This window comes from Streptomyces sp. NBC_01497 (genome assembly GCF_036250695.1).
In the GTDB taxonomy this organism is placed as follows: Bacteria; Actinomycetota; Actinomycetes; order Streptomycetales; family Streptomycetaceae; genus Streptomyces.
In genome coordinates, this window is the sequence record NZ_CP109427.1 from 1,086,025 (window position 1) to 1,107,128 (window position 21,104).

The following is a 21,104-nucleotide window of genomic DNA, read 5'->3' on the forward strand; positions in this document are numbered from 1 at the left end:
AACGACGCCGCACGGCCGCGGTCAGACGCGCGAAGACCCCCGCCACGTGGTCCGGCGGGGGTCGCGAACGCCCAAGGAGCCTGCTACTTGCCTGTTTCCTTCTCGTAGGCGCGCAGTACCTCTTCGGTGGGTCCGTCCATCAGCAGCTCACCCTTCTCCAGCCACAGCACGCGGTCACAGGTGTCCCTGATGGACTTGTTGCTGTGACTGACGAGGAACACGGTGCCGGCTTCCTTCCGCAGTTCCCTGATGCGTTCCTCGGAGCGCACCTGGAACTTGCGGTCACCGGTGGCGAGCGCCTCGTCGATCATGAGTACGTCGTGGTTCTTCGCGGCGGCGATGGAGAAGCGCAACCGTGCGGCCATACCCGAGGAGTAGGTGCGCATCGGAAGCGTGATGAAGTCGCCCTTCTCATTGATGCCGGAAAAGTCGACGATCTGCTGGTACCGGCTCTTGACCTCTTCGCGGGACATGCCCATGGCGAGGCCGCCGAGGATCACATTCCGCTCACCGGTCAGGTCGTTCATCAACGCCGCGTTCACACCGAGCAGCGACGGCTGGCCGTCGGTGTAGACCTTGCCGCGCTCCGGCGGCAGCAGCCCGGCGATCGCGCGCAGGAGCGTGGACTTGCCGGAACCGTTCGAGCCGATCAGGCCGATGGCCTCGCCCCGGTACGCGGTGAACGTCACGCCGCGCACCGCGTGCACCTTGCGCACCCCGCGCGACTCGCCGCCCTTGTCCCGGCGCATGATGCGGCTCAGCGCCGCCGTCGCGCTGCCCTTGCCGCGCCCGCCGCCGTTGACCCGGTACACGATGTGCACGTCGTCGGCGATCACGGTGGGTACGCGGACGCCCGCGTCCGGCTTGTCCAGAGAAATGTCAGCCACGGCCGTACTGCTCCTCAGCCTTCCAGAAATAGATGAACCCGGCGACGCCCAGGAGCGCCGCCCACCCCAGCCCGTACAGCCAGATGTGTTCGGGCAGGTTCTCCGCACCGTAACCGTGGATCAGGGCGTAGCGCACCAGGTCCATGTACACGGCGAGCGGATTGTGCTGCAACGCCACTTTGATCCAGTCCGGCTTCCCCTCCAGCATGACGGGGATCGAGTACATGACGCCGGACGCGTACATCCAGGTCCGCATGACGAACGGCGTCAGCTGCGCGAAGTCGGGCGTCCTGCTCCCAAGCCTCGCCATGACCATCGTCAGGCCCACGTTGAAGGCGAACTGGAGAGCGAGCGCCGGCAGCACCAGCACCCAGCGGGGTGCGGGATAACTGCCGAAGGCGACAGCCGCCGCGACCAGGATGACCATCGAGTACAGCAGTTGCTGGAGCTGCTGGACCGCGATCGACACGGGCAGCGCGGCGCGCGGGAAGTGCAGCGCCCGCACCAGGCCGAGATTGCCGGAGATGGCCCTGACACCCGCCGTCACGGAACTCTGGGTGAAGTTGAAGATGAAGACGCCCGTGACCAGGAACGGCACGAACACGTCGTGCGGGATGCCCTTCCGTGTTCCCAGGATCAGCCCGAAGATCAGGTAGTAGACGCAGGCGTTGAGCAACGGCGTCGCCAGCTGCCAGGCCTGGCCCAGCTTGGCCTGGCTGTACTGGGCCGTCAGCCTCGCGCTGCTGAACGCCACGACGAAGTGGCGCCTGCCCCACAGCTGCCGCACGTAGTCCGCCAGGTCGGGCCGGGCACCGCTCACCGACAGCCCGTGCCGGGCTGCGAGGTCGGGCAGGGGAGTTCCGTCGTCGGGGGACGGACAGGCGCTGTTCACGTTCGCACCGTCCTGTGCTGTCGGGGGCGCCCCCGTGCCGGGGGCCTCGTGGCGCCAAGGGCCCCTGAGGTCGGGGCCGCCTAGCGCAGTCTGCTCGACGCCAGGATGGACACCAGGTGGAGCAGGGTCTGCACGACCGCGACCGCCGCGAGCACCGCGACACCCAGACGGGTGAAGAAGAGGCCGCTGCCGGTCAGGTCGCAGGCGTCCAGGACCGCCGCCAGCAGGATGAACAGACTGGCCTCGATACCGCCCACCAACCGGTGGAACCTCAGCGCGGCGGCGGCCCGCCGGGCCAGCGCGAGGCCCGAGGAGCGCGGCGCGGACGCCTCGTCGCGCACCGCCGCGAGGCCGCTGCGCTGCCGCGCCACGTCGACCAGGTCGGTCTCCGCCTTGATCAGGATCGCGCCGAGCGCGGCCAGGGTGCCCAGGAAGGCCCACAGCCAGTTCGCGGCGTGGCCCTGCTGGTGGAACACGTCCGCCCCGCGCAGGCCGAAGCCCACCAGCAGCGCCGCCTCGCAGAGGTAGTGGCCGATCCGGTCCAGGTACACACCCGTCACGGACGTCTGCTCCCGCCACCGCGCCACCTCGCCGTCGACGCAGTCGAGCAGCAGGTAGACCTGGAACAGCACCACGGTCAGGATCGCGCCGAGGAGACCCGGCACCAGCAGGACCGCGCCGCCCAGGACGCCCACGACGACCATGAGGTACGTGAGCTGGTTGGGCGAGACGCGCGTGTTCACCAGGTACGGGTCGATGTGGAGCGAGATCTCCCGCATGTACAGACGCCCGGCCCAGTGTTCCCCGCTGCGCCGGTCCTTCACCCCGTCGGGGTGGACGACCGGCCGGAGGTCAGCTACGGATGGTCTTGGCATGGTCGGCGTAAGCGTCCCTGATCTCGTCGGTGGACAGGTCGAGGTGTTCGAGGATGGTGAACCGCCCCGGCCGGGTCTGCGGCGCGTACGCGACGGCCGCGACGAACTCGTCCGTCGTGAAGCCGATCTCGTCGGGCAGTACGGGCAGCCCGTGCCGGCGCAGGACGTCGGCGAACAGCTGGGCCTCAGCGTGCGCCCCGCGCAGGTGCATGGCGAACGCCGCGCCCATGCCGACCTGCTCGCCGTGCAGCGCGCGGCGCGCCGGGTACAGCAGGTCGAAGGCGTGACAGATCTCGTGGCAGGCGCCGGAGGAGGGACGGCTGTCGCCGCTGATCGACATGGAGATCCCGGTCAGCACGAGCGCCTCGGCCAGCACGGTCAGGAAGTCGTCGTCGCCCACCCCGCCGGGGTGGCGCAGCACCGCCTCGCCGGCCTGCCGGGCCATGGCCGCCGCCAGGCCGTCGACCCCTTCACCGGTGATGGTGTGCGACAGCTCCCAGTCCGCGAGCGCCGACAGGTTGGAGATCGCGTCACCGATGCCGGAGCGCACGAACCGGGGCGGCGCCTCACGGATCACGTCGAGGTCGATGACCACGGCGATGGGCGTCGGCACCCCGTACGAGCCGCGTCCGTTGTCGTTGTCGAGCGTGGCAACCGGCGAGCACAGCCCGTCATGCGACAGGTTGGTGGCGACCGCGACCATGGGCAGACCGACGCGCGCCGCCGCGTACTTCGTCACGTCGATGATCTTGCCGCCGCCCAGCGCGACGACCGCATCGTAGCGGCTGCCCTTGATGCCGTCGGCGAGCCGGACGGCCGAGTCGATCGTGCCGTCCGCGACCTCGTACCAGTCGGCGCCCGGCAGCCCCGGCTCCAGGCGCGCGCGCAGCGCCTGACCCGATCCGCCGCTTATCGCGAACGCGAGCCGGCCCGACGCGGAGATCCGCTGGTCGGCGAGGAGGGCGGCGAGGGAGTCCAGCGCGCCCCGGCTGATGTCGACGACGAGCGGTGAGGGGATGAGCCGGGTCAGTACTGGCACGCGATCCCCCGGCCCCTCGCGAGGTCGTCATGGTTGTCGATCTCGACCCACGGCACGTCCCCGATGGGCGCGACGTCGACCCGGAAGCCCCGGTTCACGAGTTCCTGGTAGCCGTCCTCGTAGTACAGCTGCGGGTCCCGCTCGTAGGTCGTCCGCAGGGCGTCCGTGAGGTCGGCGGCGGCGTCCGCCTCGATCAGCGTGACGCCGATGTACTCGCCCGTCGCGTCGGCCGGCTCCATCAGCTTGGTGATCCTGCGGACGGCGGAGGAGTCGTCGCAGACGACCTTCATCTCCTCGTCGGCGAGGGTCTTGACCGTGTCGAGGGCGAGGATGATCCGGCGGCCCTCGCCCCGTGCCTTGAGCAGGTCCTGCTCGACCGAGACGGGGTGCACGGTGTCGCCGTTGGCGAGGATGACGCCCTCGGCGAGCACGTCACGCGCGCACCACAGCGAATAGGCGTTGTTCCACTCCTCGGCCTTGTCGTTGTCGACGAGGGTGATGGCGAGGCCGTAACGCGCCTCCAGCTCGGCCTTGCGTGCATACACGGCCTCCTTGCGGTAGCCGACGACGACGGCGGCCTCGGTGAGGCCGACGGCGGCGAAGTTGCCGAGCGCGATGTCGAGCACCGTGATGGTGCCCTCACCCTCGGGGTCGACGGGCACGAGGGCCTTCGGGAGGGTGTCGGTGTAGGGGCGCAGACGCCGTCCCGCACCGGCTGCCAGAACCAGGCCGATCATGCCGTTTCTCCTTCGTCGTGTACGGCGGGGGCCGACGAGGACACCCAGAACCGGATGGACTCGAACAGCGCTACCAGGGCCACGAGCACCGCGAGGACCGTGAGCGCCACGGTGAAGTCCGTGTGGCGGGTCACCAGGGCCGCGGCGAGCGCGACGACCACGAGCGTCCTCGTCTCGTGGCCCCCGAGGGCCAGCACCAGCGCGCGCGGCGGTGCGCCCGTGCCACCGCGGATGCGGTAGGTCGTGTCGTAGTGATGGTAGGCGACGGCCGCCACCAGCCCGAAAGCCGCGGGCAACGCCCCGTTCACCCCGGAGCGGGCGGCGAGCAGCAGGACCGTTCCGTACTCGGCGCCCCGGAAGACCGGTGCGACCAGCCAGTCGAGCGGTCCGGTGAGCGGCCGGGCCACCGCGAGGCCGGAGGTGAGCACGTAGACCAGGGCCGCGACCAGCGGCCAGGGACCGTCGATCCTGGCGCTCGCCGCGGTGGCGGCGAGCACGCCGCCGCCGACGAGCGCGACGAGGAAGGGCGTCACGGAAGGCAGCCTGCGGGCGGGCCGGCGCAGCAGCGCCGACACGGCCCGCGCGAGGGGCCCGGAGTCCGCGAGGTCGGCGAGGGCGCGCGCGGCCCGCTCGGTGCGTACGGCCTTGCGGGTGACGGAGCGCAGCACGCGGCCCGCCGTGGTGTAGCAGGCGGCGAAGGCGCAGCCGATCAGGAGCACGTAGAAGGTGATGCGCGGGGTGGTCACGGCGGTGAGCACCGCGATCATGGCCCAGCGTTCGCCGATCGGCAGGACGATCATGCGGCGCACCCACACCGTCCAGCCGACGCTGTCCAGCTTGGTGGAGAGCGCGGCGGTGGGCGTGCCCGCGACGGCCTTGCCCGCGGTCCCCGCGGCGCCCGCGGCGGATGTGACGGGGGTGCTGTCGACGTGCGCCTCGTTGAAGGAGAAGTCCACGACGTGGCGGCACGTCTGGAGCACCATGGCGCCGAGCGCGAGCGCCCAGACGTCGTCCCCGCCACGTGCGGCGCCGAGCGCGAGCCCGGCGTAGTAGGCGTACTCCTTGGCCCGGTCGAAGGTGGCGTCGAGCCATGCTCCGAGGGTGGAGTACTGCAGGGAGTAGCGGGCGAGCTGGCCGTCCGTGCAGTCCAGGACGAACGAGCAGTACAGCAGGATGCCCGCGGCGACGTAGCCGCCGCGGGTGCCGGTCGCCGCGCAGGCCGCCGCGATCACGGCCGTGATCAGGGACGCCGTGGTGACCTGGTTCGGCGTGAGGCCGCGGCGGGCACACCAGCGGGCGATGTAGCGGGAGTAGGTGGAGACGAAGTAGGTGGTGAAGAAGCCGTCCCGGGCCTTCACCGCGGATTTCAGCCGTACGGCCTCGTCGTCGACGGCGGCGACGGCGCGTTCCGCCTCGGCGCGCGCGGCGTCGTCCTGGGGGACGGCTGCCACGAGCGAGCCCAGCTCGGCGCGGTGCACGTCGTCGCCCCCGGCCTCCAGCGCGCCGGCGACCCGGTCGGCGAGCGCGTCGGTGCGGGGCGCGGCGGCGAGGTCGGTGCCCCCGCCGGGGCCGGGCGCGCTCCCGCCGCCGCCGTCGCGGCCGGCCTCGCCGAGAGCGCGCAGGAGGGCCGGGCGCGCCTCGGGCTTGGCCGTGACGGCGCCGGCCGTCGCGGAGAGCGGGAAGCGGGGGTCCGTCAGGGCGAGACGCAGGGCGTGCGGGTGGCCCACGAAGCGGGCGTCCACCAGGGCGACCCGGTCTGCGGACGGGGTGCCGGCGAGCAGGCGGGCGGCCTCGGCGCCGTCCCGGGCGCGGTGGACGTCGAAGCCCAGCGAGCGCAGATGGCCGTCGAGCGGCGAGCCGGGCACCGGGTTACCTGTGAGGATGGCGGTCGACAGACGAACTCACTCCTTGGCACTGGCAGATCGGGGTGCGCGGGCGGCTGCACGTCGGCAGAGGCTATCGGATGAACTGAAGACCGAGTTCACCGACCGTTTACGCCGCGGACTCCCCGGTCTGCGCCGTGAGGATCGTCCCGGGCCGGCCCCGGCGGCCGCCACCCATCCGGCCACGATGCCCGCGTCAGCCTCTAGAGTGACGGCATGACGTGGCTGATCACAGGCGGGGCGGGTTACATCGGCGCTCATGTGGTGCGCACCATGACCCTGGCCGGCGAGCGGACCGTGGTGCTCGACGACCTGTCGACCGGTCTCGCCGGCCGGCTGCCCGGGGCGGTGCCCCTGGTCCGCGGCTCGGTGGCGGACCGGGCACTGGTGGAGCGGGTCATCGCCGAGCACGGTGTGAGCGGTGTGGTGCATCTCGCCGGGAAGAAGCAGGTCGGCGAGTCGGTGGAGCAGCCGCTGCGGTACTACCGGGAGAACGTCGCCGGGCTCACCACGCTGCTCGACGCGGTCGTGGCGGGCGGCGTGCGCACCTTCCTGTTCTCGTCGTCGGCCGCCGTGTACGGCAACCCCGCCGTCGGCGACGGCCGGATCACCGAGGACACCCCGGCCGAGCCGATCAGCCCGTACGGCGAGACGAAGCTCGTGGGCGAGTGGCTGGTGCGGTCCGCGGGCCGGGCGCACGGCCTGGCCACGGCCTGCCTGCGGTACTTCAACGTGGCGGGCGCGGCCTCCCCCGAACTGTGCGACACCGGCGTCTTCAACATCGTGCCGATGTTCTTCGACCGGATCAGCCGCGGCGAGGCACCGCGGATCTTCGGCACCGACTACCCGACGCCGGACGGCACGTGCGTCAGGGACTACATCCACGTCGCGGACCTGGCCGACGCTCATCTCGCCGTGGCCCGCTCGCTCGCGGGGCGGGGCGCGGGAGACCTGACCGTCAACATCGGGCGCGGCGAGGGTGTCTCCGTACGGGAGCTGGCGTCCGTGGTGGCGCAGGTCACCGGGGACACCGCCGCGCCCTTGGTCGAGGCGCGCCGGCCGGGGGACGCGCCGACGGCGGTCGCCTCGGTCGGGCGGATCGCCTCGGAACTCGGCTGGACGGCCTCCCGCGGCGTACGCGAGATGGTCGAATCCGCGTGGGCGGGCTGGCAGCCGAGGCACCCCGCGACACCGGTCGGATGATCTTCCTGGAGCGCTGACCTGCGACCATTTCCGCAGGTCAGATGAGATGACAACGGTGTTCAGCGTCGTGTTGCCGGATACCCCCTGCCCGTAGTTCACTGACGTCGTCGGCAACCGCCACAGCGTCGGGGAGGTGGCTCATGGGGGCAGGACACGATCACGGGCACAGCCACGGACCACGGGGCGGCACAGTCACCGCCGGCTACCGGAGCCGGCTGCGGGTGGCCCTCGCCATCACGCTGATCGTCACCGCCGTGGAGATCGCCGGTGGCGTGGTCTCCGGATCGCTCGCGCTGATCGCGGACGCCGGCCACATGGCGACGGACGCGCTGGGGCTCGGCATGGGGCTGCTGGCGATCCACTTCGCGGCGCGGCCCGCCGACGCGAACCGTACGTTCGGATTCGCGCGCGCCGAGATCCTGGCCGCGCTCGCCAACTGCCTGCTGCTGCTCGGCGTCGGCGTGTTCCTGCTGTACGAGGCGGTCGAGCGGTTCATCGAGCCGCCGGACACGCGGGGCGGCCTCACCATCGTCTTCGCGCTGGTCGGCCTGGTGGCCAATGCGATCTCGCTGTCGCTGCTGATGCGCGGGCAGCGGGAGAGCCTCAACGTGCGCGGCGCGTACCTGGAGGTGCTCGCGGACACCGTGGGCTCCTTCACCGTGCTGGTCTCGGCGGGCGTCATCCTCGCCACCGGATGGCAGCTCGCCGACCCGATCGCCTCGCTGCTGATCGGCGTGATGATCGTGCCCCGCGCGGTCAAACTGCTGCGGGAGACGCTGGAGGTGCTGCTGGAGGCGGCACCGAAGGACGTGGACATGGGGGAGGTCCGCGCCCACATGCTCGCCATGCCCGGAGTGGCGGACGTGCACGACCTGCACGCCTGGACCATCACCTCGGGGATGCCGGTGCTGTCCGCGCATGTGGTCGTGGACCAGGACGCCCTCGACGCGGTGGGCCACGAGAAGATCCTCCACGACTTGCAGAACTGCCTCGGCGACCACTTCGACGTCGAGCACTGCACCTTCCAGCTGGAACCGGGCGGGCACGCAGAGCACGAGGCCGGGCTCTGCCCCTGACCTGGCTCTGCCCCTGACGTGAGCGGGCCCTGACGTGAGCGGGCCCGCGTGGCAAGGGCGGGGCGCCCTCGGCACGGCCACCGCGCCCGCCAGGCGGGGCTTCCGCACACACGATGTCCCGCACACACGGATGTCCCGTACGCCCGATGTCCCGTGCGTCCGATGCCGCGTACGCCCGATGCCGCGTACGCCCGGCATCCGCCACGGCCGGCACGCCCTGCGCCCCGGCGCCCGAGGAGCGACAGCGCGGCGGGCGCCCGGCGGCGCGGTCCGGTACTCCGGCGGCGCGTACGCACCGCGCACGCCCTCTTCGCACCTCCGCACGCCTCGGCAGCGCCCGGGCAGCGGTGGTGTCCCCGGCGGCAATCGTGGGAATGGATCATGACCGCGCCCCCGAAGTGCGGGCACGAGGTGCTTGTACGGCAGACTTGGGGGCCGAGGCCCGAAGCGAAGGACGGTTATGCCGACCACACCAGTCACCACGGCGGACAGCGCACAGGCGGACGCACAGGAAACGATCATGCTGGAGCTCGTCGACGAGCACGGCAGGACGATCGGGACCGCGGAGAAGCTCGCCGCGCACCAGGCGCCGGGGCAGCTGCACCGGGCGTTCTCCGTGTTCCTCTTCGACGAGCAGGGCCGACTGCTGATCCAGCGCAGGGCGCTGTCGAAGTACCACTCCCCCGGTGTGTGGTCCAACACCTGCTGCGGCCATCCCTACCCGGGCGAGGCGCCGTTCGCCGCGGCCGCCCGGCGTACGTTCGAGGAGCTGGGCGTCTCGCCGTCGCTCATGGCGGAGGCGGGCACGGTCCGCTACAACCACCCCGACCCCGCGTCGGGCCTCGTGGAGCAGGAGTTCAACCACCTCTTCGTCGGCATGGTGCAGGCGACGCCCGCACCCGACACCGAGGAGATCGCGGAGTACGTCTTCGTCTCGCCGGCCGAGCTGGACAAGCGCTGGGCCGAGGGGCCGTTCTCCGCGTGGTTCATGACCGTCCTGGACGCGGCGCGCCCGGCGGTCAGGGAGCTGACGGGGGCGCAGTCCGGCTGGTGAGCGGCAGCGCCGCCCAGACCACCTTCCCACCGCCGGCGGTGTGCTCGACGTCGCAGACGCCGCCGGCCTCGCGGGAGATCTCCTGCACGAGGAGCAGTCCGCGCCCGCCGGTCCCCGTCTGGTCGCGCTCCAGCGGCTTCGGCCGGTAGGGGTGGTCGTCCTCGACGGAGACCTTGAGCCAGCCCGCGCCGACGGCCACCTCGACGCCGAGCTCGGGCGAGAGAACCGCCGCGTGCCGCACGGCGTTGGTGACGAGCTCGGAGACGATCAGCAGGACCATCTGGACCAGGTCCTCGTCGGCCGGGACCGCCTGGCGCACCAGGAGGTCGCGGACGGCGTGCCGCGCCTGCGGCACGGACTCGTCCACGGCCGGGGCGGTGAAGCGCCACACCCCCTCGTACGGCAGTGGCCGGACCGGAACACTCCCGCGGCTCTCCATCGTGCGACACCCACCCTCGTCTCGTTCCCCGTTGCGCGCTCGCGTCACCGAGTGTTGGGGCGGGGTCCCGCGCCTTGGGGCGCTGAACGCAAGTCAGCGGCTATCGGCCGTTCACGACCGCGGGAGCCCGGAAACGCACCGGATGCGATCAGTTGCGAGCGCGCCGTGTCCGCAACCGTCCGCTCTGGGGGTGAGCACGAGTGGCACGCGTACCAGGCATAGTCCGTCGGCAGCTGACGGCCGCCCGCGGAGCGCACGCGGCGCGCCCGGCACCGGGCGTGCGCAGGACCGGTCCGGTCCGGACATGAGCACCTCAGGACAGGGGGACCAGGCACCGTCGCCGGTCCTCCCCCATCTCACCCGCGCCGGGCCCGTGTTGGCCGCCGCCCGGGAAACGCGCCGGCACACGCCGCGCCCCGGCGACGCCGCATCCGTGCGGAGAACCGCGGACGAACCCCCTGTCGCGCCCGCGACTGTCGTGGCCACCTGCCACAATGCAGAGCGCGTAACGGACACACAAGCGGAGCGTGAAAGTGACGACGTCCATCGAAGGCAGGATCGCCGAGGAGCTCGGCGTACGGGAGCGGCAGGTCGGTGCGGCCGTGGCGCTGCTCGACGGCGGCTCCACCGTCCCGTTCATCGCGCGCTACCGCAAGGAAGCGACCGAGATGCTCGACGACGCGCAGCTGCGGACCCTGGAGGAGCGGCTGCGATATCTGCGCGAACTGGAGGAGCGCCGCACGGCGATCCTGGAGTCCGTGCGCGAGCAGGGCAAACTGGACGACGCGTTGGAGGCGGCCATCCGGGGGGCGGACACCAAGGCCCGCCTGGAGGACATCTATCTGCCCTTCAAGCCCAAGCGGCGCACGAAGGCCCAGATCGCCCGCGAGGCGGGACTCGGGCCGCTGGCGGACGGCCTGCTGGGCGACCCGTCGGCCGAACCGGCTGCCGCGGCGGCCCCGTTCGTGAACGCGGACAAGGGCGTGGCGGACACGGCGGCGGCCCTGGAGGGCGCGCGGGCCATCCTCACCGAGCGCTTCTCGGAGGACGCCGACCTGATCGGCGAACTCCGCGAGCGGATGTGGGGACGTGGCAGGCTGGCCGCGAAGGTGCGCGAGGGCAAGGAGGAGGCGGGCGCCAAGTTCGCCGACTACTTCGACTTCGCCGAAGCCCTCACCGAACTGCCCTCGCACCGCGTACTGGCGATGTTCCGGGGTGAGAAGGAGGACGTCCTCGACCTCACCCTGGAGCCGGAGGAGCCGTCCGCGGACCCGGGCCCCACGGCGTACGAGAACATGATCGCGCGCCGTTTCGATGTCGCCGACCGCGGCCGGCCGGGCGACAAGTGGCTCGCCGACACGGTGCGGTGGGCATGGCGCACCCGCATCCTCGTCCACCTCGGCATCGACCTGCGGATGCGGCTGCGCACGGCCGCCGAGGACGAGGCCGTACGGGTCTTCGCGTCGAACCTGCGGGACCTGCTGCTCGCCGCCCCCGCGGGCACCCGCTCGACGCTGGGGCTCGACCCCGGTTTCCGTACAGGGGTCAAGGTGGCCGTGGTCGACGCGACGGGCAAGGCCGTCGCGACGGAGGTGATCTACCCGCACGTGCCGGCGAACAAGTGGGACGCGGCGCTCGGCACGCTCGCGAAACTCGCGAAGGAGCACGCGGTCGAGCTGATCGCGATCGGCAACGGGACGGCGTCGCGCGAGACCGACAAGCTCGCCGCGGAACTCTGCGCCCAGCACCCGGAGCTGAAGCTCACGAAGGTGATGGTCTCGGAGGCCGGTGCCTCGGTGTACTCGGCGTCCGCGTTCGCCTCACAGGAACTGCCGGGCATGGACGTGTCGCTGCGCGGCGCGGTCTCCATCGCCCGCCGGCTGCAGGACCCGCTGGCCGAACTGGTGAAGATCGACCCGAAGTCGATCGGTGTGGGCCAGTACCAGCACGACCTCTCCGAGGTGAAGCTGTCCCGCTCGCTGGACGCGGTGGTCGAGGACTGCGTCAACGGCGTGGGGGTGGACGTCAACACGGCGTCCGCGCCACTGCTCTCGCGGGTCTCGGGCATCAGCTCGGGCCTCGCGGAGAACATCGTCACCCACCGCGACACCAACGGCCCCTTCACCTCGCGCAAGGCGCTCAAGGACGTGGCGCGGCTCGGCCCGAAGGCGTACGAGCAGTGTGCGGGCTTCCTGCGCATCCGCGACGGCGACGACCCGCTGGACGCCTCCAGCGTGCACCCGGAGTCCTACCCGGTGGTGCGCACGATGGTGAAGTCGACCGGCAGCGAGGTCGCCGCGCTCATCGGCAACGCCACGGTGCTGCGCTCGCTGAGGCCGGCCGACTTCGTGAACGACACGGTCGGCCTGCCCACGGTCACGGACATCCTGCGGGAGCTGGAGAAGCCGGGGCGTGACCCGCGGCCCGCGTTCAAGACCGCCACGTTCAAGGAGGGCGTCGAGAAGCTCGGCGACCTCGCCCCGGAGATGATCCTGGAGGGCGTGGTCACCAATGTGGCCGCGTTCGGCGCCTTCGTCGACATCGGTGTGCACCAGGACGGCCTGGTCCATGTCTCCGCCATGTCGCGGACGTTCGTGAAGGATCCGCGCGATGTGGTCAAGCCCGGCGACGTCGTCCGGGTCAAGGTGATCGACGTGGACATCCCGCGCAAGCGGGTCTCCCTGACGCTGCGCCTGGACGACGAGCCGGGCGCGGCGCCGGGCCGGGCGGACGCCGGTGGCGGCGGCCGGGAGCGGGCCAAGGCCGGCGGGCGGACGCCGCAGCAACGCCAGGGTGGCGGACGGGAACGCCGTTCGGGCGCCGGCGGCGGCGCGGGCGCGCCGGGGACGGGCGCCGACGGTGGCGGTGGCGGAGGCGGCCAGCGCCGGGGCGCACCGGCCCCCTCCAACAGCGCGATGGCTGACGCGCTGAGGCGCGCCGGGCTCCTCGGTAAGGAGCGCTGAGCGGCACCAACGGCCGCGAGAACCAGGGGTGTGGCACCGGGCATCCGGTGCCACACCCCTGGTCTGTGAAGGAACGGTGACCGATCGTGCGGCCGCACGCGTGCCCCGGCGAGCACCGGGTAGCCGGATCTCTGCGACGGACGACACGACGTGAGTGAAGGAGAGCACCATGGCGAGCTACACCTCCGGCACCGGCTCCGCGCACGCCGGCGATGTGCACTCCGAGCGCAACGGAATGGGAACGAGCTCCCTGGTCGTCGGCATCATCGGTTTGGTGCTGTCGTGGTACTGGCCCGCGGGGCTGGTCCTCGGTGCACTGGCGGTCATCTTCGGTGTGGTGGGCCGTGGACGGGCCGCGCGCGGTGAGGCCTCGAACGCCGGGACGGCCAAGGCCGGGCTGGTCCTGGGCATCGTCGGGCTCGTCCTGACAGCGATCTTCGCCGCCTTCATCATGTCCGCCGTGATGTGACGCGGGCGGTGGCAGGGCCCCTCGCACCGGGCGGGACGAGGGAGAGGGCCGCGTCGCGGGAGCGGGTCAGCGCTCCGTGACGCGGCCCTCGCGCACGTCGATCCTGCGGGTGGTGCGCACGGCGGTCAGCATCCTGCGGTCGTGGGTCACCAGCAGCAGTGTGCCCTCGTAGGAGTCGAGCGCTGATTCGAGTTGCTCGATGGCGGCCAGGTCGAGGTGGTTGGTCGGCTCGTCGAGGACCAGCAGATTGACCCCCTTCCCCTGGAGCAGTGCGAGCGCCGCGCGGGTGCGTTCGCCCGGTGACAAGGTGGTGGCAGGACGGGTCAGATGGTCCGCCTTGAGGCCGAACTTCGCCAGCAGTGTGCGCAGTTCCGCGGGCTCCGAGTCGGGCACCGCCGCACGGAACGCGTCCAGCAGGGTGTCCGTACCGAGGAACAGGCGCCGGGCCTGGTCGACTTCACCCACCACCACACCGGAGCCGAGGGTGGCGAGGCCCGCGTCGAGTTCCACCCGGCCGAGCAGTGCCTGGAGCAGCGTGGACTTCCCCGCACCGTTGGGTCCGGTGATGGCGACCCGGTCGGTCCGGTCGATCTGGAGTGTGACGGGCCCGAGCCGGAAGGCGCCGCGGCGCACCTCCGCACCGTTCAGTGTGGCGACCACCGCACCCGAGCGGTCGGCGGCGGCGATCTCCATGCGGAGTTCCCACTCCTTGCGGGGCTCCTCCACCACGTCGAGGCGCTCGATCAGCCGCTCCGTCTGCCGGGCCTTCGCGGCCTGCTTCTCCGTGGCCTCCGCCCGGAACTTGCGGCCGATCTTGTCGTTGTCGGGGGCCTTCCTGCGCGCGTTCTTGACGCCCTTCTCCATCCAGGCCCGCTGGGTGAGCGCGCGGGTCTGCAGGGACGCGCGGCGGTCGGAGTACTCGTCGTACTCCTCGCGGGCGTGCCTGCGCGCGGTCTCGCGCTCCTCCAGGTACGCCTCGTAACCGCCGCCGTACAGCGTGATCTGCTGCTGGGCCAGGTCGAGTTCGAGGACCTTGGTCGCCGTGCGGGCGAGGAACTCGCGGTCGTGGCTGACCACGACGGTGCCCGCGCGCAGGCCGCTCACGAACCGCTCCAGGCGTTCGAGACCGTCCAGGTCGAGATCGTTGGTCGGCTCGTCCAGCAGGAAGACGTCATAGCGGGAGAGCAGCAGCGAGGCGAGCGAGGCCCGCGCCGCCTGCCCGCCGGAGAGGCTGGTCATCGGCTGGTCCAGGCCGACGGTCAGGCCGAGCGCGGCGGCGGTCTCCTCGGCGCGCTCCTCCAGGTCGGCGCCGCCGAGCGCGAGCCAGCGCTCCAGGCTCGCCGCGTACGCGTCGTCGGCGCCCGGCGCGGCGTCCACCAGCGCGGCCGTGGCCGCGTCCAGCGCCAGCTGCGCCTCGTCGACACCCGTGCGGCGAGCCAGGAACGCGCGGACGCTCTCGCCCGGACGCCGCTCGGGCTCCTGCGGCAGATGGCCCACGGTCGCGGTCGGCGGAGACAGCGACAGCGTGCCCTCCTCCGGCGTGTCGAGCCCGGCGAGCAGCCGGAGCAGGGTGGACTTCCCCGCTCCGTTGACGCCGACGAGCCCGATCACATCACCGGGAGCGACGACGAGATCGAGATCGGAGAACAGGGAACGCGCCCCATGACCTGCGGCGAGGGCTTTGGCTACGAGCGTTGCAGTCATCAGGCCGACGATCCTAACGGGCGCGTGTGACAACGGCAGCCGGGTATCCGCGCGGCCCGGCCCGATCATGGGCGGCCACAGGAACTAGGCTGTGCGGCATCCCCAGACGAGGAGCGCGCTGTGCCCGACACGTCCCCGCAGGCCCCCGCCGGGTCGAGACCGCCGTCAGGTCCCCGCCCGACGCTGGAGGCCGTCGCGGCACACGCGGGTGTCTCGCGTGCCACGGTCTCGCGGGTGGTCAACGGCAGCACCGGGGTGCGCCAGTCACTCGCGGACAAGGTGCAGCGGGCGGTCGAGGAACTGGGGTACGTCCCGAACCACGCGGCGCGCACCCTGGTCACCCGGCGTACCGGGGCGGTGGCCGTCATCATCCCCGAGCCCGAGGTGCGGATCTTCTCCGACCCGTTCTTCTTCCGCCAGATCCGCGGCATCAGCAAGGAACTCACCGCCCACGACACCCAGTTGGTGCTGATGCTGGTGGAGGCGAGCGGCGACTTCGAGCGGGTCTCGCGCTACCTCGCCGGCGGCCACGTCGACGGGGCGCTGGCGTTCTCCCTGCACACCGAGGACCCGATCCCGGCCATCACCCGGCGGGCCGGCATCCCGACCGTGTACGGCGGGCGGCCGGTGTGGACGGCGGCACCGGACCGGCAGGCCGTGCCGTACGTGGACGCGGACAACCGGGACGGCGCGCGGGTCGCCGTCCGGCTCCTGCGCGATCTGGGCCGGACCCGTATCGCGCACATCGCGGGGCCGCTCGACCAGACCTCGGGCCTGGACCGGCTCGACGGCTACCGGGACGTCCTCGCGGCGGCGTACGACGACTCCCTCCTCGCGCAGGGCGCGTTCACCGCGGAGAGCGGTGCGCGCGCGATGGTCGAGCTGCTGGAGCGCCGGCCGGACGTGGACGCGGTGTTCGCGGCGAACGACCTGATGGCCTCCGGCGCGCTGCGCGTCCTCAAGGAGCGGGGCCGCCGGGTGCCCGAGGACGTGGCGCTCGTGGGCTTCGACGACATGGACTCGGTGGCCGAGTCGACCGATCCGCCCCTGACGACCGTACGGCAGGACGTGGAGGGGCAGGGACGGCTGATGGCGCGGCTGCTGCTGCGCGGCCTGGAGGACGGCGGGAGCCTGGACGCTCAGGAGGCGTCGGGCCCGCTGGCGACGGCCCCGGACGGTGACTCGGTCATCATGCGGACGGCGCTGGTGCGGCGGGCCACGGCCTGAGGAGGCCGGGCCGGGCGGGACCGCCGGGCACGGCCCGGGCTTCCCCGCCGGCTCACGGTCCGGCGATACTGCCCGGAGGAACAGCCCGGGCAGGGGGACATACGGCGGAAGGCGGGGCGCGGCGATGGTGGGCCGGGACGCCGGGGCGGACGCGGACGGCGAGCGGCGGACGTTCACCGTGGACGAGCTCGCGGCCCGGGCCGGGGTGAGCGTACGGACCGTGCGGTTCTACTCCACGCGGGGACTGCTGCCCCCGCCGGAGCTCGGCCCGCGCCGCGTGGGCCGCTACGGCTTCGCGCACGTGTCCCGGCTCGCGCTGATCGAGGAGTTGCAGCGCCAGGGCATGACGCTCGCCGCGATCGAACGGTACGTGGCCGGGCTGCCGGCCGGACTGAGCGCGCACGACCTCGCGATCCACCGGGCGCTCGTGGCGTCCTGGGCCCCCGGCAAGGCCGAACGCGCGACGCGCGGCGAACTGGAGCGCCGGGCGGGGCGGACGCTGTCCGACGACGACATCGAGCGGCTGACGGCGATGGGCGCGCTGACCGGGGCGTCCGACGCGCCCGGGGAGTTCCTGGTGGACGCGGGGCTGCTGCGGCTGGGGGTGGAACTGCTGGACGTGCCGATCGCCACCGAGACGATCCTGGCGGCCCGTGCCGTGCTGCTGGAGCACACCACGGCGGCCGCGCACGAACTGACGCGTCTGTTCCGCGACGAGGTGTGGGAGCCCTACCGGGAGCGCGGCGAGGACACCGACGACCGGGCGGCCGCGCTGCGCTCCCTGTCGGAACCCCTGCGCCCTCTGGTCATTCAGGCGCTGGTGACGGCGTTCCAGCGCTCGCTCACGGCGGAACTGCGTGATCTCGCCGGCGGAACGGACGCTCCGCTCGCGCCCTGAACCGGGGGTTCGGTTCACGGCGCCGGGAGAGGATGCGCGAGCGCGCCGGGCGTCGGGGGCGTCGGCCGTCCCCCGCCGCCCCCGTCGCCCGTCGCTGGCGTCGCTTCGTCACCTCGCCGCCCGCCGCCGGTCGCCTCGCCGCCGCAGCGCTCACCCGGTGCCGGTCAGTTGTCGGTGTACGTGCCCCCGCGATCCGCGCGGGCCACCAGTTCGGCGGGCGGCTCGAACCGGGCGCCGTAGCGTTCCGCGAGTTCCCGGGCGCGCGCCACGAAGCCGGGCAGGCCGCCCTCGTAGCCGTTGATGTACTGCAGGACTCCACCGGTCCACGCGGGGAAACCGATGCCGAGCAGCGAGCCGACGTTGGCGTCGGCGACGGACGTGAGGACACCCTCGTCCAGGCAGCGCACGGAGTCGAGTGCCTCCGCGAACAGCATGCGCTCCCTCAGGTCGTCGAACGGGATCTCCGTGCCCGGCCGGGTGAAGTGCTCGCGCAGCCCCGGCCACAGCCCGGTGCGCGCGCCGTCCTGGCCGTATGCGTAGAACCCGCCGCCCGCCGTCCTGCCGCCCCGGCCGAACTCCTCCACCATCCGGTCCACCACGGCGTCCGCCGGGTGCGGGGTCCAGGTGCCGCCGGCGTCCTCGACGGCGCGCCTGGCCTCGGCGCGGATCTTGCGGGGCAGGGTCAGCGTCAGTTCGTCCATCAGGGAGAGGACCTTGGCCGGGTAGCCCGCCTGGGCCGCCGCCTGCTCGACGGACGCGGGCTCGACGCCCTCGCCGACCATCGCGACGCCCTCGTTGAGGAACTGCCCGATGACCCGCGAGGTGAAGAACCCGCGCGAGTCGCCCACCACGACGGGTGTCTTGCGGATCTGCCGGACCAGGTCGAAGGCGCGGGCCAGCGCCTCGTCGCCCGTCTCGCGCCCCCTGATGATCTCGACCAGCGGCATCTTGTCGACGGGTGAGAAGAAGTGCAGCCCCACGAAGTCCGCCGGGCGCGCCACGCCTTCGGCGAGTGTGGTGATGGGGAGGGTGGAGGTGTTGGAGCACAGCAGCGCGTCGGGCGCAACGACCTCCTGCACCTCCTGGAACACCTTGTGCTTGAGCGCCGTGTCCTCGAAGACCGCCTCGATGACGGCGTCGCACGCGGCCAGGTCGGCGACGTCCCCGGTGGCCGTGATCCGGCCGAGGACGAGGTCGGCCTCCGCCTGGGTCGTCCGGCCCCGGGAGACGGCCTTGGCCAGCAGCTTCCCGGAGTACGCCCGGCCCCGGTCGGCGGCCTCGCGGGTGACGTCCTTCAGGACGACGTCGAGCCCGGCACGGGCGCAGGCGTGGGCGATACCCGCGCCCATCATCCCGGCGCCCAGCACGGCGACCCGGCGGACGGTGCCCCGGGGGACGTCGGCCGGCCTGCTGGCACCGGAGTTGACGGCCTGCAGGTCGAAGAAGAAGGCCTGGATCATGTTCTTCGCGGTCTGCCCGGTCGCCAGGTCGGCGAAGTAGCGCGACTCGATCGCGAAGGCGGTGTCGAGGTCGACCTGACACCCCTCCACGGCCGCCGCGAGGATGTTGCGGGGCGCGGGCAGCGGCGCGCCCGCCGTCTGCTTCTTGAGGGTGGCGGGAAACGCCGGGAGGGTCGCGGCGAAGCGGGGGTCGGCGGGGGTGCCGCCGGGCAGGCGGTAGCCGGGGGTGTCCCACGGCTGGTGCGATTCGGGGTGCGCGTCGATGTACGCGTACGCCTTGGCCATCATGTCCTCGGGTGTCCCGGCGACCTCGTGCACAAGACCGGCGTCGAGGGCGCGGCGCGGGGTGTGGCGCGTGCCCTTCAGGAGGACCTTCAGCAGCGCGTCGGCGACCCCGAGCAGCCGGACGGTCCTCACGACACCACCGCCACCGGGCAGCAGGCCGAGGGTGACCTCGGGCAGTCCGATGCGCGAGCCGGGCGCGTCCAGCGCGACACGGTGGTGGCAGGCGAGCGCGATCTCGTAACCGCCGCCGAGGGCCGCGCCGTTGATGGCGGCGACGACGGGTTTGCCCAGCGTCTCGATGCGGCGCAGCGCGCGTTTCATCTCCATGCCGCGTTCGAAGACCTGCTCCGCGTCGTGCGGGCGGAGCCGGATGAGATCCCTGAGGTCGCCGCCCGCGAAGAAGGTCTTCTTCGCCGAGGTGAAGATCACGCCGCGTACGGTGTCCCGCTCGGCCTCGATCCGTTCGGTGACGGCGGAGAGCGACACGCGGAACGCGTCGTTCATGGTGTTGGCGGACTGGTCCGGGTCGTCGAGGACGAGGGTGACGACGCCGGTCTCGTCCTGTTCCCAGCGGATGGTGGTGGACTCGCTCATGCTGCGGCTCCGTTGCGGACGTGGGGCGGGCGGTGGTGGCGGGCGGACGTGCGCCGCGTGCGGGCGGGGCCCTGCGAGCGGCGCCCGGCGAGTGGGGCCGTACGGACGGCGTCGTGACGCACGGGCCGTTACGGCGGTCGCGCGCTCAGACGCGTTCGACCACGGTCGCGACGCCCATACCGCCGCCGATGCACAGCGTGGCGAGCCCGTACCGCTTGTCCTGCCGCTCCAGTTCGTCCACGAGCGTGCCGAGGATCATCGCTCCCGTGGCACCGAGCGGGTGTCCCAGGGCGATCGCGCCGCCGTTGACGTTGACCTTGTCGAGGCTCAGGCCCATCTCGTCAACGAAGCGCAGCACGACCGCCGCGAACGCCTCGTTGATCTCGACCAGGTCGATGTCCCCGATCGTCAGGCCCGCCTTCGCGAGGGCCTTGCGGCTCGCGGGCGCCGGGCCGGTGAGCATGATGGTCGGTTCGGAGCCGGTGACGGCGGCGGAGACGATCCGGGCCCGCGGCGTCAGTCCGTACCGCTCGCCGATCTCGCGCGAGCCGACGGCCACGAGCGCGGCGCCGTCCACGATGCCGGACGAGTTGCCCGCGTGGTGGACGTGATCGATGCGCTCCACCCAGTGGTACTTCTGCAGTGCCACGGCGTCGAACCCGCCGGCCTCGCCGATCTGCGCGAAGGACGGCTTGAGGCCCGCGAGGGTGTCCGCGGTGGTGCCGGGCCGCAGGTGCTCGTCGTGGTCGAGGACGGTCAGTCCGCTGCGGTCGCGTACGGGCACGACGGACCGGTCGAACCTGCCTTCCTTCCAGGCCGCGGCGGCACGCTCCTGGGAGAGCGCGGCGAACTCGTCCACCGCGCGGCGGGTGTAGCCGCCGAGGGTCGCGATCAGGTCGGCGCCGATGCCCTGCGGCGCGAAGCCCACCTCGTAGTTGGTCATGGGGTCCATGGCCCACGCCCCGCCGTCCGACCCCATCGGCACCCGGGACATGGACTCGACGCCGCCCGCGAGCACCAGGTCCTCCCAGCCGGAACGGACCTTGGCCGCGGCGAGGTTGACCGCTTCGAGCCCGGAGGCGCAGAAGCGGTTCTCCTGGACGCCGGCGACGGTGTCGGGCAGGCCCGCCGCGAGCGCCGCGATACGCGCGATGTCGGAGCCCTGGTCCCCGATCGGGCTGACCACGCCGAGGACGATGTCGTCGATCGCGGCCGGGTCCAGACCGGGGAAGCGGCGGCGGGTCTCCTGGATGAGGCCCACCACGAGGTCGATGGGCTTGGTGCCGTGCAGGGCGCCGTTCGCCTTGCCCCGCCCGCGCGGGGTGCGGACGGCGTCGTACACGTACGCTTCGGTGCTCACGGCGGATGCCTTTCGTTCGAAGGAGGTCCCCGGGGGTCCCGGGCCTGGTGACTCGCGTG

General features: G+C 72.4%; 17 protein-coding genes. 7 read left to right on the forward strand and 10 right to left on the reverse strand.

The genetic code is table 11. From position 1 onward, the window contains the following. Positions 1 to 83: 83 nt before the first annotated feature. The 6 genes from OG310_RS04820 to OG310_RS04845 all read right to left on the reverse strand — a co-directional run bounded on the left by OG310_RS04820 (position 84) and on the right by OG310_RS04845 (position 6,325). Positions 84 to 878 (reverse strand): ABC transporter ATP-binding protein, encoded by a 795-nt coding sequence (locus OG310_RS04820; RefSeq protein WP_443078821.1) that lies wholly within the window; start codon positions 876 to 878, stop codon positions 84 to 86. Position 879: 1 nt separating this feature from the next. Beyond that, entirely contained in the window at positions 880 to 1,779 is a 900-nt protein-coding gene (locus OG310_RS04825) for an ABC transporter permease (RefSeq protein ID WP_329454617.1), read from the reverse strand. A gap of 80 nt (positions 1,780 to 1,859) precedes the next feature. Beyond that, the gene (locus OG310_RS04830; protein ID WP_329454618.1) at positions 1,860 to 2,654 is read right to left on the reverse strand and encodes a CDP-alcohol phosphatidyltransferase family protein; all 795 of its coding nucleotides are present in this window, start codon (positions 2,652 to 2,654) and stop codon (positions 1,860 to 1,862) included. After that, positions 2,632 to 3,693 carry an iron-containing alcohol dehydrogenase family protein gene (locus OG310_RS04835; RefSeq protein ID WP_329454619.1) on the reverse strand — a complete coding sequence of 354 codons (1,062 nt, stop codon included), beginning with the start codon at positions 3,691 to 3,693 and terminating at the stop codon, positions 2,632 to 2,634. The genes OG310_RS04830 and OG310_RS04835 overlap by 23 nt, the downstream gene beginning before the upstream one ends. After that, positions 3,681 to 4,430, reverse strand: coding sequence for a phosphocholine cytidylyltransferase family protein (locus tag OG310_RS04840; RefSeq protein WP_329454620.1), 750 nt, complete (start codon positions 4,428 to 4,430; stop codon positions 3,681 to 3,683). The genes OG310_RS04835 and OG310_RS04840 overlap by 13 nt, the downstream gene beginning before the upstream one ends. Next, a complete protein-coding gene (locus tag OG310_RS04845) occupies positions 4,427 to 6,325 on the reverse strand; it encodes a DUF5941 domain-containing protein (RefSeq protein ID WP_329460027.1) in 1,899 nt (632 codons plus the stop codon). The genes OG310_RS04840 and OG310_RS04845 overlap by 4 nt, the downstream gene beginning before the upstream one ends. A gap of 204 nt (positions 6,326 to 6,529) precedes the next feature. Here OG310_RS04845 and galE point away from each other — a divergent pair, with 204 nt between their 5' ends. From galE to idi, 3 genes are all read left to right on the forward strand, one after another. Next, positions 6,530 to 7,516 carry a UDP-glucose 4-epimerase GalE gene (galE, locus tag OG310_RS04850; RefSeq protein WP_329454621.1) on the forward strand — a complete coding sequence of 329 codons (987 nt, stop codon included), beginning with the start codon at positions 6,530 to 6,532 and terminating at the stop codon, positions 7,514 to 7,516. A gap of 140 nt (positions 7,517 to 7,656) precedes the next feature. Continuing rightward, on the forward strand, positions 7,657 to 8,592 hold the full coding sequence (locus OG310_RS04855; protein WP_329454622.1) for a cation diffusion facilitator family transporter: 936 nt from the start codon (positions 7,657 to 7,659) through the stop codon (positions 8,590 to 8,592). 460 nt (positions 8,593 to 9,052) lie between these two features. Then, the gene (gene idi / locus OG310_RS04860) at positions 9,053 to 9,646 is read left to right on the forward strand and encodes an isopentenyl-diphosphate Delta-isomerase (protein WP_329454623.1); all 594 of its coding nucleotides are present in this window, start codon (positions 9,053 to 9,055) and stop codon (positions 9,644 to 9,646) included. On the opposite strand, the gene OG310_RS04865 is transcribed toward idi, so the two are convergent. Then, entirely contained in the window at positions 9,612 to 10,085 is a 474-nt protein-coding gene (locus OG310_RS04865; protein ID WP_329454624.1) for an ATP-binding protein, read from the reverse strand. The genes idi and OG310_RS04865 overlap by 35 nt on opposite strands. Before the next feature lie 533 nt (positions 10,086 to 10,618). On the opposite strand from OG310_RS04865, the gene OG310_RS04870 reads away from it, so the two are divergent. Further along, positions 10,619 to 13,048, forward strand: coding sequence for a Tex family protein (locus tag OG310_RS04870; protein WP_329454625.1), 2,430 nt, complete (start codon positions 10,619 to 10,621; stop codon positions 13,046 to 13,048). Positions 13,049 to 13,217: 169 nt separating this feature from the next. Then, positions 13,218 to 13,517 (forward strand): DUF4190 domain-containing protein, encoded by a 300-nt coding sequence (locus OG310_RS04875; RefSeq protein WP_329454626.1) that lies wholly within the window; start codon positions 13,218 to 13,220, stop codon positions 13,515 to 13,517. Positions 13,518 to 13,583: 66 nt separating this feature from the next. On the opposite strand, the gene OG310_RS04880 is transcribed toward OG310_RS04875, so the two are convergent. Next, positions 13,584 to 15,221 carry an ABC-F family ATP-binding cassette domain-containing protein gene (locus OG310_RS04880; protein WP_329454627.1) on the reverse strand — a complete coding sequence of 546 codons (1,638 nt, stop codon included), beginning with the start codon at positions 15,219 to 15,221 and terminating at the stop codon, positions 13,584 to 13,586. A gap of 120 nt (positions 15,222 to 15,341) precedes the next feature. Here OG310_RS04880 and OG310_RS04885 point away from each other — a divergent pair, with 120 nt between their 5' ends. Both OG310_RS04885 and OG310_RS04890 read left to right on the forward strand, forming a co-directional pair. Then, positions 15,342 to 16,448 (forward strand): LacI family DNA-binding transcriptional regulator, encoded by a 1,107-nt coding sequence (locus OG310_RS04885; protein ID WP_329454628.1) that lies wholly within the window; start codon positions 15,342 to 15,344, stop codon positions 16,446 to 16,448. Positions 16,449 to 16,572: 124 nt separating this feature from the next. Further along, complete coding sequence (locus OG310_RS04890; RefSeq protein ID WP_329454629.1) at positions 16,573 to 17,346, forward strand: MerR family transcriptional regulator; 774 nt, start codon at positions 16,573 to 16,575, stop codon at positions 17,344 to 17,346. Positions 17,347 to 17,510: 164 nt separating this feature from the next. Here the strand turns inward: OG310_RS04890 and OG310_RS04895 are convergent, their stop codons facing one another. Together OG310_RS04895 and OG310_RS04900 are read right to left on the reverse strand one after the other, a co-directional pair. Continuing rightward, positions 17,511 to 19,685, reverse strand: coding sequence for a 3-hydroxyacyl-CoA dehydrogenase NAD-binding domain-containing protein (locus OG310_RS04895; RefSeq protein WP_329454630.1), 2,175 nt, complete (start codon positions 19,683 to 19,685; stop codon positions 17,511 to 17,513). A 145-nt stretch (positions 19,686 to 19,830) separates the two neighbouring features. Next, positions 19,831 to 21,045, reverse strand: coding sequence for an acetyl-CoA C-acetyltransferase (locus OG310_RS04900; protein ID WP_329454631.1), 1,215 nt, complete (start codon positions 21,043 to 21,045; stop codon positions 19,831 to 19,833). Positions 21,046 to 21,104 lie beyond the last annotated feature (59 nt).

Excerpts from the sequence above, each read along its gene's own strand:
- OG310_RS04830 (WP_329454618.1), bottom strand. The coding sequence starts at position 2,654 with ATGCCAAGACCATCCGTAGCTGACCTCCGGCCGGTCGTCCACCCCGAC.
- OG310_RS04840 (WP_329454620.1), bottom strand. The coding sequence starts at position 4,430 with ATGATCGGCCTGGTTCTGGCAGCCGGTGCGGGACGGCGTCTGCGCCCC.
- galE (WP_329454621.1), top strand. The coding sequence starts at position 6,530 with ATGACGTGGCTGATCACAGGCGGGGCGGGTTACATCGGCGCTCATGTG.
- OG310_RS04855 (WP_329454622.1), top strand. The coding sequence starts at position 7,657 with ATGGGGGCAGGACACGATCACGGGCACAGCCACGGACCACGGGGCGGC.
- idi (WP_329454623.1), top strand. The coding sequence starts at position 9,053 with ATGCCGACCACACCAGTCACCACGGCGGACAGCGCACAGGCGGACGCA.
- OG310_RS04865 (WP_329454624.1), bottom strand. The coding sequence starts at position 10,085 with ATGGAGAGCCGCGGGAGTGTTCCGGTCCGGCCACTGCCGTACGAGGGG.
- OG310_RS04875 (WP_329454626.1), top strand. The coding sequence starts at position 13,218 with ATGGCGAGCTACACCTCCGGCACCGGCTCCGCGCACGCCGGCGATGTG.
- OG310_RS04880 (WP_329454627.1), bottom strand. The coding sequence starts at position 15,221 with ATGACTGCAACGCTCGTAGCCAAAGCCCTCGCCGCAGGTCATGGGGCG.
- OG310_RS04890 (WP_329454629.1), top strand. The coding sequence starts at position 16,573 with ATGGTGGGCCGGGACGCCGGGGCGGACGCGGACGGCGAGCGGCGGACG.
- OG310_RS04895 (WP_329454630.1), bottom strand. The coding sequence starts at position 19,685 with ATGAGCGAGTCCACCACCATCCGCTGGGAACAGGACGAGACCGGCGTC.